The 16113-nt window shown below is 68.0% G+C and carries 11 protein-coding genes; 1 reads left to right on the top strand and 10 read right to left on the bottom strand.

The window, feature by feature from the left end:
• Window positions 1-5: 5 nt before the first annotated feature.
• Together LW840_RS04640 and LW840_RS04635 are read right to left on the bottom strand one after the other, a co-directional pair.
• On the bottom strand, window positions 6-2114 hold the full coding sequence (locus tag LW840_RS04640; protein ID WP_291268182.1) for a TonB-dependent receptor: 2109 nt from the start codon (window positions 2112-2114) through the stop codon (window positions 6-8).
• A gap of 51 nt (window positions 2115-2165) precedes the next feature.
• On the bottom strand, window positions 2166-3620 hold the full coding sequence (locus tag LW840_RS04635) for a magnesium chelatase (protein ID WP_291268183.1): 1455 nt from the start codon (window positions 3618-3620) through the stop codon (window positions 2166-2168).
• Window positions 3621-3967: 347 nt separating this feature from the next.
• Between LW840_RS04635 and LW840_RS04630 the strand changes: the two genes are divergently transcribed.
• Window positions 3968-4186 carry a hypothetical protein gene (locus LW840_RS04630; protein ID WP_291269647.1) on the top strand — a complete coding sequence of 73 codons (219 nt, stop codon included), beginning with the start codon at window positions 3968-3970 and terminating at the stop codon, window positions 4184-4186.
• 74 nt (window positions 4187-4260) lie between these two features.
• Here LW840_RS04630 and LW840_RS04625 read toward each other — a convergent pair whose 3' ends face one another.
• From LW840_RS04625 to LW840_RS04590, 8 genes are all read right to left on the bottom strand, one after another.
• Window positions 4261-5364 carry a glycine cleavage T C-terminal barrel domain-containing protein gene (locus tag LW840_RS04625; protein WP_291276498.1) on the bottom strand — a complete coding sequence of 368 codons (1104 nt, stop codon included), beginning with the start codon at window positions 5362-5364 and terminating at the stop codon, window positions 4261-4263.
• A 130-nt stretch (window positions 5365-5494) separates the two neighbouring features.
• Entirely contained in the window at window positions 5495-6073 is a 579-nt protein-coding gene (locus tag LW840_RS04620) for a hypothetical protein (protein WP_291268185.1), read from the bottom strand.
• Window positions 6074-6114: 41 nt separating this feature from the next.
• Complete coding sequence (locus LW840_RS04615) at window positions 6115-7404, bottom strand: Xaa-Pro peptidase family protein (RefSeq protein WP_291276497.1); 1290 nt, start codon at window positions 7402-7404, stop codon at window positions 6115-6117.
• Between the two features lie 61 nt (window positions 7405-7465).
• Window positions 7466-7945, bottom strand: a complete 480-nt coding sequence (locus LW840_RS04610) for a hypothetical protein (protein ID WP_291267538.1) — start codon at window positions 7943-7945, stop codon at window positions 7466-7468.
• Window positions 7946-8160: 215 nt separating this feature from the next.
• Window positions 8161-9555 (bottom strand): RagB/SusD family nutrient uptake outer membrane protein, encoded by a 1395-nt coding sequence (locus LW840_RS04605; protein ID WP_291267539.1) that lies wholly within the window; start codon window positions 9553-9555, stop codon window positions 8161-8163.
• Between the two features lie 19 nt (window positions 9556-9574).
• Complete coding sequence (locus LW840_RS04600; RefSeq protein ID WP_291267540.1) at window positions 9575-12859, bottom strand: SusC/RagA family TonB-linked outer membrane protein; 3285 nt, start codon at window positions 12857-12859, stop codon at window positions 9575-9577.
• Between the two features lie 222 nt (window positions 12860-13081).
• A complete protein-coding gene (locus LW840_RS04595) occupies window positions 13082-15394 on the bottom strand; it encodes a tetratricopeptide repeat protein (protein ID WP_291276496.1) in 2313 nt (770 codons plus the stop codon).
• Entirely contained in the window at window positions 15391-16104 is a 714-nt protein-coding gene (locus tag LW840_RS04590; protein WP_291276495.1) for a c-type cytochrome, read from the bottom strand. Before LW840_RS04590 ends, LW840_RS04595 begins: the two co-directional genes overlap by 4 nt.
• Window positions 16105-16113: the final 9 nt, after the last annotated feature.

Raw genomic sequence — 16113 nt, 5'->3', positions numbered from 1 at the left:
GCTGGTCACGATCCCAGTGTGAGGCCCACCCGCAGCGTGCGTCCGGGCTGGGGGAGCCCGCACTGATCATAGGCGGCACGATCGCCCACGTTGTCGATGGCCAGCAGCGCCGTGAGACGCTGCAGCAGGCCGCGGGAGCGAAGGGCGAACGTGCGGGTGATCGCGGCGTCGCCGATTGTCTGGGCCTTGAGTTCCACCTGTCGGCCCAGGTCGGGGTGCTGGCAGTATTGTACGCCGATATGTCGGGCCATGACGCTGCCGCGAACACCAAGGACCGTCGGTGAGGTCACCGCCAGCGACGCACGGCGTTCCGGATTGTGCTCGGCGCGGCGTTCATTGTTCGCGTTCCCCACGATCGTCCGGTCGTACACCCGGATGCGCTGCAGGGTGGCGTCGCCGCTGATCGTGGCTCCGCGCAGCGCCCGTGGTGTCCACGCAGCGAGCATCTCCACGCCGGCGCTGCGGATGGCGTCACGGTTCACGCGGCGAAAGAGGCGATTCGGCAGGGCAATGCGCACCACGGCATCATCGAGGCGATGCTGAAAGCCCACGAGCTGGAACTGCACGCCGTACTCGGCGAATCGGCCGCCATCGAGGGTGAGTCCCGTTTCCACGCCCAGCAGTCGCTCCGGGCGCAGCAGCGGGTTGGGGTCGAAGCGGTTGAGCGCCCCGCTGTACAGTTCACGCAGGGCGGCAAAACGTGCCCGTTCGCTGGCGGAGGCGTGCAGGCGGATGCCGTCGTTGACACGCAACGTCGTGCCCAGCCGCCAGCCGGTGCGCGCAAGACGCCCCAGGGAAGGGCGGCCGCCGCTTTGCGGCGTCGTGGCCTCATCGTGCACCATGCCACCGCTTACCAGCAGGCGCTCGTGAACGGGGATGTCGAGTTCCGCGCCGATACTGCCGAGACGCTGCTCGTAGCGCGTGGCGCGCGCGGTGGCGAGCTGGGCGTCGAGCGTTTCGTCGTATCGGACGCCGGTTTCCGTGACGGCGAGCCGCAGCTGCGCGTTCCGTGGCAGTGAGTGATTCGCCGCCAGGCGATAGACATCGCTCACTTCGTCGCCCAGCTCGCGCGTGCTCACCGTGCGGTAGCTGCGATTGGTGAAGCTTTCGATCTCGATGTCCTGCGTGCTTCGGCCGGCACTGGCCTGGACCGACCCGAAGCCAAATGGGGTACGCCGAAGACCGGTGCCCAGGGTGAACATGCCCAGCGTGCGGGCCTGTCGTGGGTACCGCCAGTACCGCGGTGTTTGTATGTGCTGCTCGGGCGCGACCCCGCGTTCGGTGTCGTAGCCGGTGGCCGTGAAGCCGGCGAATGCGCCGCTCCGGTGGTCGTAGCGCAGCGTGGCAAAGCCGTCGAGCTGGCGCTGGTCGGAATTGGTGCGCAACGCCGCGTTCCCGGGGCTCCCGGCGTCGGGCAGCCCCCCGGTGAGTCCATCTCCGGCGCCGAACGCGGGCAGGGCGAAGCCATCGCGCTGGCGGTGCGTCACGCCGCCGCGTACGCGCAGCGTGCCCCCCGGGACTGCGAAGGGGCGGGCGGCATGGAGCGAAAGTACCCGTGAGGCATACTGGTCCACACCGGTGCCAAGCTGCAGCGATGTGGCGTGGCGGGTACCGCGGGCGAGCGGACCGTTGAGGTCCATGCGAATCACGCCGCCCAGCGTATTGGCGCCGCTCAGGAGTGAGGCCAGTCCGCGTACCACCACGATCTGCTCCACGCCGGTGGTGGGAATGAGCGACGGGTCGGTACGGGAGTCCCACCCCACGGTGAGCGGCAACCCGTCGAGCAGCACGGCGGCCTGTCGGGAGTCACTGCCGCGCACCCCGATTTCCATTTCGCCACGCGAGTTCTGGCGGACCAGCACGAAGGCCGTCTGGCGCAGGACATCGCCAATATGGGGGGCTGGCGCGAGGGGTACCGGGAGCGAATCGGGGCGAATGGTGACCACCGTGGCACCACCGGTCACCGACGGCGCGCGCGCGCCGCGTACGGTGATCGGCTCAATGCGGCGCGCGGTGGAGTCCTGCCGGTCCTGCTGTGCGGACAACGGCGCGGCACCTGCACCACTGGCAACAGCCGCACCGGCAACAAAGGCAAAGCGACGGAAAAGGGACATGCCGCATTCTGACGACCTGTCCCTTAACCGGAGATTAACTGCCGCCTGCGCTTACCCGAAGTAATCCTGGTTGGGGCGCCGCCGCGGTTCGCGCTCGGCACGCCCATACGCGCCGGCGTCCGAGCGCGAAATCTTGCGTCGTGCCACCAGCGCTTCCAGGACGAGTTCGCAGGCCACCACGATCATGGCATCGTCGCCCTTGCGGGCGAGGCCAAGTGCCACCACGGTGTCCACCAATCCGGGCACCAGATCGAAGCCCTTCCGTACCACGTCGATGGCGATGTCGTCGCCGACCTGCAGGGCGCTCCCCTGATCGAACCACATCACGATGTCGTCGGTGTCGAGATCTCCCGTCCGCTCGCGCAGCGTGGCATCGCAGGCACGACGGATGAGCTCCTTGGCAATGGCGTTGCCGCCCACCAGCTCCCCCTCGTACTCGAGCTCGATCTTGCCCGTAATTGCAGGCAGCGCGGCATAGACATCGGCCACCCGCGGGACCGCCTCGCCGTCGCCGCTCCGCAGCGCACGCTGCTCGGCGTTCGACACGACGTTTTCCATGGCGGTGATGGGCATGCGCTGCGACACGCCGCTCCGCTTGTCGATGCGCTTGTCGTCACGGGCCTCGAAGGCGATGCGCTCCACGACCTCCTCGATGAGGTCGGGGACGCGGATGTCGACGCCGTGGTCACGCTTTGTCCACGCTTCCTGCCGGGTAATGGAGACCCCGAGCGCGACCGACTCCGGGTAGTGCGTGATGATCTCGCTGCCGATGCGGTCCTTGAGCGGCGTGATGATCTTGCCGCGCGCCGTATAGTCTTCGGGATTGGCAGTGAAGCACAGGAGGACATCGAGTGCGAGACGCACCGGATAGCCTTTGATCTGGACGTCGCCCTCCTGCATGATGTTGAAGAGGCCGACCTGCACCTTGCCCGCGAGGTCGGGCAGCTCGTTCAACGCGAAGATGCCACGGTTCGCCCGCGGGAGCATGCCATAGTGAATGGTCAGTTCGTCGCTGAGCAGGTGCCCACCACGTGCGGCCTTGATGGGATCCACATCACCGATGATGTCGGCGACCGTCACGTCGGGGGTCGCGAGCTTCTCCACGTAGCGCTGGTCGCGCGAGACCCACGCAATGGGCGTGTCATCGCCGGCATCGTCCATGAGGGTGCGCGCGTACTTGGAGATGGGCGCGAACGGATCATCGTTCACCTCGCTCCCCGCGATCACCGGCATGGCTTCATCGAGCAGCGAGGCGAGTGCGCGCAGGATGCGCGACTTGGCCTGACCGCGCAGCCCGAGCAGGATGAAGTTGTGGCGGGCCAGCAGGGCGTTCACGATCTGCGGCATCACGGTGTCCTCGTACCCGAGGACACCGCGGAAGAGCGGCCCGCCGTCCTGCAGGCGCGCAATGAGATTGCGGCGAATCTCGTCCTTGACGTTCCGCGGACGATTGGTGGCGTAGCCGGAGCGCTTGAGGGCGCCGAGAGTATCGGGGAGTCTGGACACGGTGAGCAATCAGGGACACGAAAACGGGGAGAGGCGACTGGGAACGGCGTCGCCTGTTTGCGGCGGACTGTCCCGTTCTGACCTCGCAGGGTACCAAGGCATAGCGCACGAACCCTGCGAACGGTGCCCGCGAGCTGAGGACAGGGGTACGCCGCCTTCGCGTTTCAGAAACACGGGAAAATCCATGTCCCGCAAGCGTTTTCCTCGTACCGCCACAGGTTAGAATCCGATTACGGTGTCTTGACAGCTGGGTGTGGCACCGTACATTCCTCTCGCTTGATCCCCGTCGGCACACCTGCCGGGGGGGCCGTGCGCATTATGGACGCACGGCGCACACATCGCACCGTTTGGAGTCCAACATCATGAAGCGCATCGCCCTCGTCGCCGCTGCTATCGTGCTCGCCGCCTGCTCCGCCAAGGAAGAGGCCCCCGCCGCTGACACCGCTGCGGCCGCCCCGGCTGCTGCCGCCCCGGCCATGGACTCGGCCGCGATGGCTGCCCCGGCCGACTCGGCCAAGCCTGACTCGGCCGCCGCGGCCGCCCCGGCCGACTCGGCCAAGCACTAAGCTGGTCGTGAAGAAGAGGGGCCGCACTTCGGTGCGGCCCCTTTTTTATTTCCGGGCCCAGCAGGCTGCCCAGGTCACTCGGGGAAGGGGAGCGCCTCGACGGCGGCGGTGATCCCGTCGTGCACTCGCACCGTGTCTCCCGGCGCCACCTCCCGGCGAATCATGGCCAGGGCGATCGGGCCAAGACGCGGGGACAGCACCGAGCTGCGCACATCGCCGACATCCTTGCCGTTGGCATCGTACACCCGGGCAAACTGCGGGAGCGGCTGGTCCGCGCGCAGGCCACGCAGGTGGCGGTTCACGTGGCCACGGAAATGCACCCGGGCCACCGTCTCCTGCCCGGTGTAGCACCCTTTGGTGAAGGAAATTGCGCCCAGGGTGTCGAGATTCGCTTCCTGCGGGATGGTGTGCTCGTCCATATCAACCCCGAATGCCGGACGTCCGCCCTCGATGCGCGCCACGTTCCAGACTGCATGCGAGGCGTGGCGTTTCGTGGACGCCAGCAACCGATCGCGCACCACCTCGGCGTCGCGCGCATCGGCGACGATGACGAAGCCGGGCAGCGAACCCAGGACCGGAGCGCGAATGAGCCGCACGGATGCCGGCCCGATGTTCCACAGGCCATGCGACCAGACGGGCCATTCGTCGAGTGTGCCACCCATGACGTCGCCGAGCGGCGCGGCACCGGGTGGTCCGCCCCCCAGATCCGCCACGGCAGCGGCCGCCCGCGCCCCATACAGCATGTAGGTGGCCCACTGGTCCGACTCGTCGGTCACCTTGGCCAACCGGGGATTGATGTACTTGCGCGCCAGCTCGAGCCACGCCGGAGCGCTCGGCCCGAGTACCGTGAGCAGGAAGCGGTCGGCCGCGGTGCGCACCACGTACATGTCACACACCACCTTTCCCTTCGGCGTCAGCGCCACCGCGTGCAGGCCCTTCCCCACGGCCAGTTCGCTCACGTCGTTCGTAATCAGGCCGTTCAACGCCTCCATGGCCTTCGGCCCTTCGATACTGCTCCAGTGGTGCAGCGCCTCGAACCAGGCCGCATCGCGCCGCAAGTCGTGATACGCCTCGACGTCGTCGCGGCTCAGCGGTTCCGGGTACACCACGGATGGTGACTCCACGCCGTTCGGCAGGCCGGTCGTCGCGGCAGCAGGGTTCACGGACGGATCGCTCACGAAACTCCTTGGCGCAGGGATGTCGGTGCGGCCGGTGAGTGACGGGGCGCGCGGTCCATCCCGCACGCGTGGCTGAACACCGTTTCCAAGTGTAACGAGGCCTGCGAACGAATCAATGCGATGCCGTGCCTCAGAAGGCGCGTACGCGCGCCGCAAACTCGCCGGCCACGGCGGTCGTGGTCACCCCATGCGGTTCCCACGCGACTCGCTCGGAGGGCGGCTGGCGCAGTCCGTTCAGACGCCCATCAATGGCCTGCCAACTCCGTACGAGTGACGCGGCGGCTCCGTGTGGCCGGTCATCACTGCAGCGAAGGAAGGCCAGCGTGTGGTCGAGCCCAAGCAGCGCGAGCAGCGGCTCCACGTCGCGCCGTTCGCTGTCCGCCCGTACCACGACGCGGTCGCCCCGTCGCCCCGCGGCCTCCATTTCATCCACAACCGCCGGGTGCACCGGAACGCCGTGCGTCACGAGCTGGCGGTACCCCCGTTGCGCACGCAGGGCGACGAGTTCGGGAAGTGTGGGATCCCGCTCGGTCTCGTCTGCGAACAGCGCCAGCGCGGCTTCCAGCAGTGTGCGCCCCGGAAGCACGGCGAGCGCCGCCGCCATTGATCGCGGCTGGAACTCGGCCGCCGCGGCGTCGGCGAGCACATGCGCCCGCAACAGGAGGGTGTCGGCAAGAACGCCGTCGAAGGCCACGATCAGCGCGGGCATGCCGGGAAAGCTAGCCTGTCCCACACCGTCCCACGGCGACGTCAGAACGGCTGTTCGAGGCTTTCCGACTGGGGCGTGAACAGCTCGGCACCGCTCTCCGTGATGACCATGTCGTCCTCGAGACGAATGCCGAACTCACCGGGGATGTAGATGCCCGGTTCGTCGGAGAACACCATGCCGGGCGCGAGTGGCAGCGTATTGCCGCGCACCAGATAGGGCCACTCGTGGCCGTCCATGCCCATGCCGTGCCCCACCCGATGGGAGAAGTACTGATAGTCGGGACCGAAGCCGGCATCGACGATGACCTTGCGCGCGGCGGCATCGACGGCTTCGCAGGGCACCCCCGGCCTCGCCGCGGCCAGCGCGGCAGTCTGCGCCCTGAACTCGATTTCGAAAACATCCTTCATCCGCTGCGTTGCCTTGCCGAGGACGAACGTGCGGGAGATATCCGAACTGTAGCCCTCCACCTTGCAGCCGCCGTCGATCAGGAGAATGCTGCCTTCCTGCACGACTTGCGGGGTGGCGCTTCCGTGGGGCAGGGCACTGTACTTGCCCACCTGCACACCGGCACTGCCGGTATAGCCGAGTCGCTTGTGCGCGAGCTGGACGAGATCCGCGAAGTCATCCTGTGTCATCCCTTCCGTGAGCGATTTGTATGCCGCCTCGTAGGCGAGCAGGGTGACCTTGCTGGCGTGCCGCATGAGGGCCAACTCGTGCGCGTCCTTCGTGATGCGGCATCCAGCGGTCACCGGCGTTCCACTCACGGTGCGCACCTGGGGAAGGCGTGCGGCGCCGTCGCTGAACTGAAACTTGACCGTCTCCTCCACCCCGATGGTGGCGGTCGCCAGCCCGCGGTCACGCAGCCCCTTGCCGAAGAACGCCCACGGATCCTCGTGCTCTTCCCATGCGTACACGGTGGCGTCCAGGCCGAGCGGTCCCATGGTGGCCTGTTCGAGCGCTCGCTCCTCCTCGAACTTCGGTGTGACGAGAAACGGCGCCCCCTTGGCCGGAATCACCACGGCCAGCAGCCGCTCGCTGTTCCCCCAGCGCATTCCGGTGAAGTACTCCATGCTGGTGCCCCCGGCGAGCATGAGGGCGTCAATGCGCTGGTCAGTCATGAGCCGCCGCGCCTTGTCGAGCCGTGCCTTGCGTTCGTCTACCGAGATGGGGACGACCCCGTCCTTCATGGGCGTGAGCGCTGCAATGGCCGGCGGCAGGTCACTGGCCACGGGCGTGGTGCCGACGTGGGCGTTGGCCTGATCGCAACCGGTCACGGCGAGCGCCGCGAGTGACGCCGAGGAGGTGGCGAGGAAATCGCGGCGGGTGGTCATGGGAAGACTCGAGGGGAGAGAAGAGGGGAAACCGCGGACAGGATGGCGAACTGACGAAGGTTCAGGGCTGAATGCCCCCGCCCCCGTCACCGCTGCTCGACGCGCTGGCGGCGGTGGCGGCGCCGAGGGCCACGGCGAGGACGGCGGCGATGACGCCCACGAGCGTCCACGTGCGCTTCTTCGAGAACGACTTGGTCTGCACCTGCTCCACGTTGGCGCGGGCGACGGCCACCGGCACCCCGTTTTGCGGAAAGCGTTCGCGGGTTTGCGTGAAGACGTCGGTGACGATGAGTTCGATCGAGTCGGCGGTGACGCGCGTGATCGGACCGTCGAGCGTACGGACGTTCTCGCCGAGCTTCCCCTGCACCGCGGCCGATCCGGCGCTGGTGAGGATCACCGAGGATTCACCGAGCGCCGGCGTGGCGTTCGTGTCGACCGGGACGTAGCGGTAGCAGCCGACCAGCGGCAGCACGAGCGACCAGGCGGTGAGCGCGAGGGCCGTGAATGCGGCCGGGCGGCGGCGAGGAAATGGGTGAGCCATGCGAATCCCGGGTGCGGGTACGAGTACGAGTTCAAGTTACGGCGCCGGCGCGCGCGGGGTCAGAGTCCAATGCGGCCGACTCCCACCCCTCACCGCGCAACCCCAACGCCTCCTCCCAACGAAATCGGGGGCGCCGCCACGCGGTCGCCCCCGATTCCTGCTTCTCCATCCCACCTACCGGCGTTCACCAGCCCGCCGGTACGAGGGTCAGTTGCTTACTGACAGGCCGCCGGCCGGTCCTGCGCAGGCTGCGGCGCCAGCGGGTTCTGCTGCCGCTCGTTGTACGAGATGGGGAAGAAGCACGGCCGGGTTCCCCGCGTGCTCACCCACCGATCCGCCCGGATCTGGAAGCGATAGTGGTCGATGAGGCGACGCGCCTGCAGGAACAGGGACACGTTGCGCTCGTGGATGAGGATGTCACGCGCCGTCACCGTGCTGGTCGGCGTCCACGCCGGGAGGGCGTCCACCGCGCGCACCGCATTGATGCGGCTGGCAAATTCGGTGGTGTTACCCGTGGCGAGCGCAGCCTCGGCGAGGATGAGGTGCATATCCTTCGCCGACACGGCCGTCCATCCCACGTTCACCGTGGAGGAGAGCCGGCAGCACTCGTTGATGTTCGCGAGCGTCACCGGATCGATCTCGTTGGTGATGGGATCGCGCATGGCGATGCCCGCCGCGCCATCGACCGGACGCGTCCCCGCCGCGGTGGGGATGATGTAGCGGTTGCCGGCCCGGATCTCGAGGCGGCCGTTCATTTCGGACCCGGTCGAGAACCAGCCGCCGGCGTTTTGCGCGATGACGTCGAAGCGGTAGCGCGCCCCGTTGTTGCCGAAGGCTGCAATGGCGGCTGCCGCGTCGGCGTTGGCCCCCGCATCGTTGATCAGCGGCTGGGCCGGGAAGCCGCGCGGGGCGCGCAGCGTGGCCCACACCGCCTTCGACCACTTCGCCCGCGCCTGCATGGCCAGCAGGCGGGCCCGCAACGGCTGGTTGTTGAGCGCCGTGGCGATGGCCACTCCCTTGCCGGTGTACACGATGGCGGAGTCGAACATGATGCGCATGTTCGCCTCCCCGACGGGCGCCCCTTCCTTCACGCGATCGGACGAGATGATGAAGTCCTCGTAGTTCTCGCCGATCATGGTGTAGATCGTGGCCCCCAGAAAGTACGCCTGCGCCAGGTCGGCCCGGTTGCGCAGCGCCCCGGCCTTGTCGTACTCCTCGAGCTTGGGCAGGACGTAGTTGGTCAGCCAGCGCGCCTGACTCACGAAGGGGTACTGGCCGTCGGTGTACTCATTGAGCGGGTCGCCGATATCACCCACGTCGAGCAGGTTCCAGTACTCGCGCGAGCCCACCCAGGTGAGTTCATCGGCGGCGGCACCGCTGGTCCCGGTGATCTGGTTGCCGGCCGCGTTCACGGCGCCGTAGAGGCCGTTGACGAGCGACGTGGCGGCGGCTGCCGACGTCGCGATGGCATCCTCCGTGACGGCGTTCGGGTTCTTCACTTCCGTGGAGAACACGGTGCAGGAGGCCAGCGCCATCGTGCCCAGCACCGCCGTGGCGGTGCCGAGCGCACGACGGAAGCGCGTTCCCTGCGTCTTGAAAAGCTTCTGCATAGAGGGATCGTGCTCCGAATCAGAAGTTGAGGTTCAGCGCGAGCGAGACACGACGCGGAATCGGGAGGCCGAAGCCGTCCGTCGCGTTCTGGAAGTTGTCCTGCAGTGCGCCGACTGAGCCGCGGCCGTTCTCGTTCGACTCGGGGTCCTGTCCCGGGTAGCTCGTCCAGAGGAACAGGTTGCGCCCGGCGGCCGTGATGCTGGCGTTGCGGAAACCGAGCTTCTTGGCGAGGTCGGCGCCGAAGTCGTAGGTGATGGCGAGTTCGCGCCAGCGCAGGAAGTTGCCGTTCTGCCCCTGGTAGAGCCCCGGCTCCAGCAGGCGACGATAGCCGCGGATGTACGTCTCGGCGGCCTGCACCCGCTGTTCAGGCGTGCTGGCCGGATTCTGCATGACGGCCTGAATCTCCGAGAACTCGCGGCGGTTGGACCCGATGGACGGGTGCTGCGAGAGACGGAAGCCGTCGGTCAGGTTGGAGATGAGGTAGCCCGTGCGGTATTCGAGCGTGCTCTGGAACTTCCAGTGGTTGGCGAAGCTCCACGTACCGCCGAACGCCCCCGTCCACGTGGGAATGCTCTTGCCCACGTTCTGCTCGAAGAGAATGCCGCTGCCGTCGTAGTCGGCCAGCAGCGGCTGCAGTGCCGACTGGACGGCGGACGTCTGGATGTCACGCGGCTGCGAGAAATAGGCGAGCAGCTCCGCGCGCGTGGCGGCCGTGCCGCGGCCATTGAAGTTGATCGGCAGCTGATCGGCGCTGTTGTAGCACGTGATGGGGCGGTTGGCCGAGTTGGTGGCTGGCACCGAGCCGCACGCGCCGGCGAGACGCGGCTCGTAGATGGATCCCAGCGGGGCGCCTTCCTTGAGGTAGATGCGATAGCGCGCGTAGCCGCCCGACACGCGGATGGGCGGCGCGCCGCCCAGGCTGGCGAGGGTCTGGTTCAGGTACGCCGCGTTGGCGAACAGCTCCAGCTTGTTGCTGCTCTTGTTGATCACCTGCGAGCGCAGGCTGATTTCCATGCCGTTCGCGTCGATCTGGCCGATGTTGGTGAGCTGCGCGTTGCGGAAGCCGCCCGACGTGGGGAAGGTGCGCGGCACGAGCGCGTCGTTGACCGTCCGCGTCCACGCCGTGTACTCGAGCGCGACCTTGTTGTTGAAGAGCCCCGCTTCGAAGCCCGCTTCGATTTCCGTGGAGATTTCCGGCTTGAGATCGGGGTTGCCGAGCTGCGACGGAATGAGACCCGACCCCACCGCGGTCACCTGCGGGGCGAACGTGGTGAACTGGTCGAAGGCGCCGGGCTGGCGCCCCGACTGGCCGATGGCGGCGCGCATGCGGAAGGTGGAGAGCAGCGTGCTGTTCCAGCCGGTGCGGTCCGACGGCACCACGGACAGCGAGACCTTCGGGTAGAACACGCCACCGGCATCCTGGCCGAACGCCGACGAGAAATCGTAGCGGCCGCCGACCGTGCCGAACACCCAGTCGTGCCAGCCGATCTGCGACTGCGCGAAGTAGCCACCGTTCACCGTGGTCAGGAACGACTCACCGGCGGAGATGTTCTGCCCGCCGGCGCCCACCACTTCGATGCCGGGACCCGGGAAGAAGTTGGACGAGCCCGAATTGGTTTCGGTGCGGTTGTTGAACACCTGCAGGCCGGCCACGTTGCTCGTGGTGAACGGGCCGAAGTCGCGGTTGTAGGCGACCTTGCCGTCGAGGGTGAGCACGCGCGTGCCCCCCGAGAACACCGACCGCGAGCCGTCCGGATTGTTGGACGTGAAGAGGTCGACGTTATAGCCGAACGGCGAGAAGCCGAAGTCGCGCTGCGAGGCGTAGTCGAAGCCGAACGTGGACGAGAGCGTGAGGCGCTCAGTGGCCGTGTACGATGCGTCGAGGGTGCCGACGTAGCGCTGCGTGGCCGTCCGGTTCGTCTGCTGCATGGCCTCGCGCACCGTCATGAACGCCTGATTGCCGAAGACGTTGCCGGCGCCGGAGCACTTGCCCGGGGCGACATAGGTGGACGCGTTGCAGTTGGCGAGCTCGGGGCGGGCCATATAGGCCAGCGAGTTCACGCCGTAGATGTTGTTGTTGTTCTCGGGGGCTTCGTTGGCCGTGTTGTAGTAGGCGTTGTTGAAGCGGAGCCGGAGATTCTTGGTGGGCACCAGCGAGAGGTTGGCCGACGTCTGGATACGGCGCACGATGTCCTGGGCCGGGCCGAGATCACGCCCGCCGAACGGGCCGTTCTCGCGGTAGTAGCGCCCCGACGCGAAGTACGTCACGCTCTGGCTGCCACCCTGCACGCTCGTGGAGATGGTGTTGCCGAGCCCCGTCTCGGTGATGAAGTCATTGAAGACGGGCACCTCGAACACTTCGAACGGCCGGAGCCCCGGCTTATTCCAGAAGGTCGCCAACGAGTCGGCCTGGCCCTGACGACGCGCAAAACCGGAGTTGGGCGCGACGCGGTTGCCGAAGTCCACGGCGTCCTGCTGCAGCTGCATGGTCCAGCGCGGCGAGCTCGACGTGCCCGACTTGGTGAAGAACTGGATCACGCCGTTCGAGGCTTCGGTGCCATAGAGCGTGGCCGCGGCCGCGCCCTTCAGCACTTCCACGCGCTCGATGGTGCTGGGGTCGATGTCGTCGATGCGCGACGGCGACCCGCCGCCACCGGTGCCGATGCCGAAGCCACCGCCCGAGTTGATGCGCACCCCATCGACGAAGATGATGGGCTCGTTCGACTGCGAGAGCGACGCGTTGCCGCGAATGCGGATCTTCGCGCCCTCACCCGACAGACCGCCCGAGACGAGGCCGGAGACGCCCGGTTCACGCGCCGTGAGCAGGTTGGAGATGTCATTGATGGGCGCGTTGGCCGGTGGCTGGATGACCGCCACCGTGTTGCCCAGGCGCTTCACCTCGGTCTTCTGCCCGGACCCCGTCACCACGACCTGATTGAGCTGGATGGCCGACACCGTCACCGCAAAATCGCGCTTCGTGGTCTGACCCGCCGACACCGTGACGGTGCGCGTTTCGCGCGAGTAGCCAATGGCACGCACCCGCACCACGACCTCGGCGGTACCACCCGGAACGGGGATGCCGGTGATCCGGTAGTTGCCCGAGGCGTTGGTCATGGCGCCGAGCTGCGTACCGTCGATCGTGACTTGCACGTTTTCGAGCGGCCGCTGATTCGACGCATCGGTGACACGACCTTCGACGATCGCGGTGTTGCCTTGGGCGTGGCTGCGTGCCAGCGGCACCGCCAGGACGAGCAACAACGCGGCGACGAAGCGTGCGCTTCGTGCGAGAAGAGCTCCGGGCATTCCTTAGCCTCCTGCAGGGACGAGATGAACCGGGGAACCGGATACGGCGACAAGACGGCTATTGTACGATGCCGAACCGCCGCGAGCAATAACTCGTCCCTGCCTCCTGTCCCGTCCATTCCCGTATCGGCGTAGAAAAGGGACGTCTCGTATCCCCTTAATGCGTTTCGTCAATCGGAATATCCCAACCGGGCGCACTCCGCGGAGGATCCGGCCAGACGCTCAGCGTTCCTGCCGTGCCTCGCGCAGGGCGTCCAGCAGTCTGGCGGCTTCGGCGTGGGTCGGGTCGCGCCCAAGCGCCCGCCGCACCGAGCGTTCCGCACGGGCAAGGTCACCTGCCTGAACGAACACCAGCGCCAGCTGGAAATGGCCAGTGGCCAGTCCCGGATCTCGTGCCAGGGCCTTCTCCAGCCACGGGCGCGCCTCCGCCGCCCGCTCCTCGCGCAGCAGCAGGGTGCCGATATTGAGGTAGGGCGCCGCGTCGGTCGGATCACCGGCGATGGCCCGCTCATAGGCCGCCCGCGCGCCAGCACGGTTGCCTTGCTGTTCCAGTGCCAGCCCCAGGTTCACTTCCCCCAGTGGCACCCGCGGATCGATCTGCAGCGCGTGCTGGTACGCGCGCATCGCCGCACCCCAATCGCCCTGCGCGGCCAGGGCCAGCCCCAGATTGCGCCGCAACGGTGCGGCATCGGGCGTGACCTCCAGCGCGGCACGATAGGCCGCCACCGCCTCCCCTGGTCGGCCCGCGTCACGGGCGGCATCCCCGACGCCACCGAGCACGGTGGCCCAGCGACGGCGCAGGGCATCGCGTGTCGCCGCGTCGGGCGCGGCGGCTAGTCGCGTGGTCAGCTCCCGTCGGATGGTGCCGACATGACCGCGAGTGAGGTGCAGCAGCGCCATGGCGAGCGCCTGCACATCGAGATCGGGGCTGTCCGCGAGCCTGCGCGCCCGTTCCTCGAACTCGGCGGGCACGCGCTCCATGTGCGGCGTGGCGAACCGTTCGAGCCACTCCCCCAGGCCGGCCACCTGCGCCATGGCGTGCGTGGAACGCGGTTCGAGCAGCAACGGCGTGGCGCGCTCGACATCAGTGACCCCCCGTGCCGCCAGCACCCCGCCCACGGCGCGGTCGTGCGGCTTGAGCGTACCCCACCACCGTGCGGCCTGCGCCTCGAGCTCGCGCACGCTCCGGGTCACATGGCACGAGCGGCACGCGCCAACGAGTCCCAGCGCCGAGTCGAGGGCGGGCCGCGGGATGGCAATGCTGTGGTCGCTGCGGCCATAACGCACGGCCTGCCCCAACTCGTGCTGCTGCTCGTACGGCATATGGCAGCTCACGCAGCGGCTGCCGCGACTGTCGGGGGCGTGCCGCGTATGGCGTGACGGCTCGTCGCGTTTGCTGGCGTGGCAACTCGTGCACTGGCGATCGTCGGTGCGCCCCGGAATCGGTTCGCCGTCAACCGTCCGATACCCTTGCGTATGCGGATCGTGACAGCTGGTGCAGGTCATGCCACCGTTGCGATAGCAATCACTTGCGTAGTGCCCCTCCTGATACGCGAAGGTGCGCGTGCGACCGTCCGGCGTGAACGGCCGGTCGCCCAGCTGCGACAGGGCGGTGGAGTAGAACTGCGTGAGCGGCGCTCCCGGTGTGTAGCCGGTCGCGAGTCGCGTCTTGAGGGCATGGCACCCCATGCAGGTGGCGAGGCTGCGCGCCTTGTCGCCCGTCGCCAGTGCCTCCAGTCCGATGTCCGCGCCCGTACTCCCCTGCTGCATGAGGCGCACGTGCCGAGCGGCAGGACCATGACAACTTTCGCAGTTCACGGCGTACGTGGCGACCTGGGTGCGCCAGCGTCCATCACGCGCCTCGTACTGCACGGTGATGTTGCTGCCGTGACAGCTCTGGCAGTTGCTGAAGCGCGGTTCGTCGCCGAGGATGCGCACGGGGGGCCAGTCTCCGCATTCGGCCAGGCGCATGGTGGGACGGATGGGCTGCCATCCTCGGTCGCTGCGCGTGCCGGTGTTGCAGAACCACGTGCGTCCGTCCCGGCTCCAGTCGAACGGCAGGAAACGCACCGTGCCGTCGGTCCAGGTGGTCACGAAGCCCTGCGTTCCGCCGCCCGCCATGTGTCCCCCACCAATGACGCCGTCCACCACGAAGGCGGTGTCGGCTTCCCCCTCCCGTTGCAGGAGGAACTCGTACCGCCCGCGGCGTTGGCGCGGCGTGACCGTGGCATCGGCAAACCGGATGGGGGTCCCCGAGAAGGGGGCGATGACCGGCACATCGTTGGTCGCGCTGCCCGGTACACCACCGGCTCGTCCGTGCGTGGAGCGGCTCCACTGCTCCACCTGCCGGGCATGACAGCTGAGGCAGGAGGCATTGCCCGCAAACGACTCCGGCGGCGGTGCCGAGGGCGTGGCGAGCACCGCCGCCGTCAGCGGCGCGGTCCCCTGCTCCCCGGCCGCGTTGTCGCTGGTGTCCGTGGTGCACGCGCCCAGCAGCAGCAGCGCGCCCCACGCTCGCCGGTGTGTGCGTGTCACGACGGCGCCCCGTCGCGACTCCATGCCGGTCCCTGACAGCGGCACAGCGTGCGAATGTATGCCACCAGTGCGCGAATCTGCGGCGTGGTGAGCGTCCCGCCGAACGCCGGCATGCGGTGATGCCGGTTCATGATCGCCCCGCCGGCCTCGATGGTATCAAAGAGCGCGTCGTCGCTGCGCCGTCCCATGGCCTCCGCATCATGATGTCGCGCCGGCGGCACGGGCAGCATCTTCGCGTTGGGGCCATCGCCCATGCCCGTGGTGCCGTGGCACCCGGCGCACCATTGGGCGTAGAGCACCTTGCCGTCGGGCGGGGTGGCTGTCGGCCCCGCAGGTGACGGCGCGGTGCGGGGCACATCCATGCGGGCGGGATCACCGCCGAGATAGCGCACAATGAGGGCGCGCTCGCTGGCCGGCATGCGTACGCGCGGCATGCTCACACCGGGCTTCAGTCGCTGCGGGTCGCTCACGATGGCGGCAATGTAGGCCGCATCGCGCCGCTCGTGCACCGCGTCGAGCGTCGGTGCCAGCTGTCCCCCTTCCCCCTTGAGGCGGTGACAGCCAAGGCAGCTGTGCTTGTCACGCAGCAACTGCTCGGCCTTGCGGGCAGCGAAGCCGGACAGCGGTTGCGCCACGATCCCCTCCCCCGGCACGGTGAGGACCAGGAGGAGTGCGGCGAGGTGGACCAGGGTCCCACGCGCGTGTCGCACCGCGCCCGT

The sequence above is a fragment of the Gemmatimonas sp. genome, assembly GCF_021298855.1.
Lineage (GTDB): Bacteria > Gemmatimonadota > Gemmatimonadetes > Gemmatimonadales > Gemmatimonadaceae > Gemmatimonas.
The sequence above is the reverse complement of the archived record's forward strand: the minus strand, read 5'-3'. Positions and strand labels throughout refer to the sequence as shown.

Excerpts from the sequence above, each read along its gene's own strand:
- LW840_RS04640 (WP_291268182.1), bottom strand. The coding sequence starts at position 2,114 with ATGTCCCTTTTCCGTCGCTTTGCCTTTGTTGCCGGTGCGGCTGTTGCC.
- LW840_RS04620 (WP_291268185.1), bottom strand. The coding sequence starts at position 6,073 with ATGCCCGCGCTGATCGTGGCCTTCGACGGCGTTCTTGCCGACACCCTC.
- LW840_RS04615 (WP_291276497.1), bottom strand. The coding sequence starts at position 7,404 with ATGACCACCCGCCGCGATTTCCTCGCCACCTCCTCGGCGTCACTCGCG.
- LW840_RS04610 (WP_291267538.1), bottom strand. The coding sequence starts at position 7,945 with ATGGCTCACCCATTTCCTCGCCGCCGCCCGGCCGCATTCACGGCCCTC.
- LW840_RS04605 (WP_291267539.1), bottom strand. The coding sequence starts at position 9,555 with ATGCAGAAGCTTTTCAAGACGCAGGGAACGCGCTTCCGTCGTGCGCTC.
- LW840_RS04600 (WP_291267540.1), bottom strand. The coding sequence starts at position 12,859 with ATGCCCGGAGCTCTTCTCGCACGAAGCGCACGCTTCGTCGCCGCGTTG.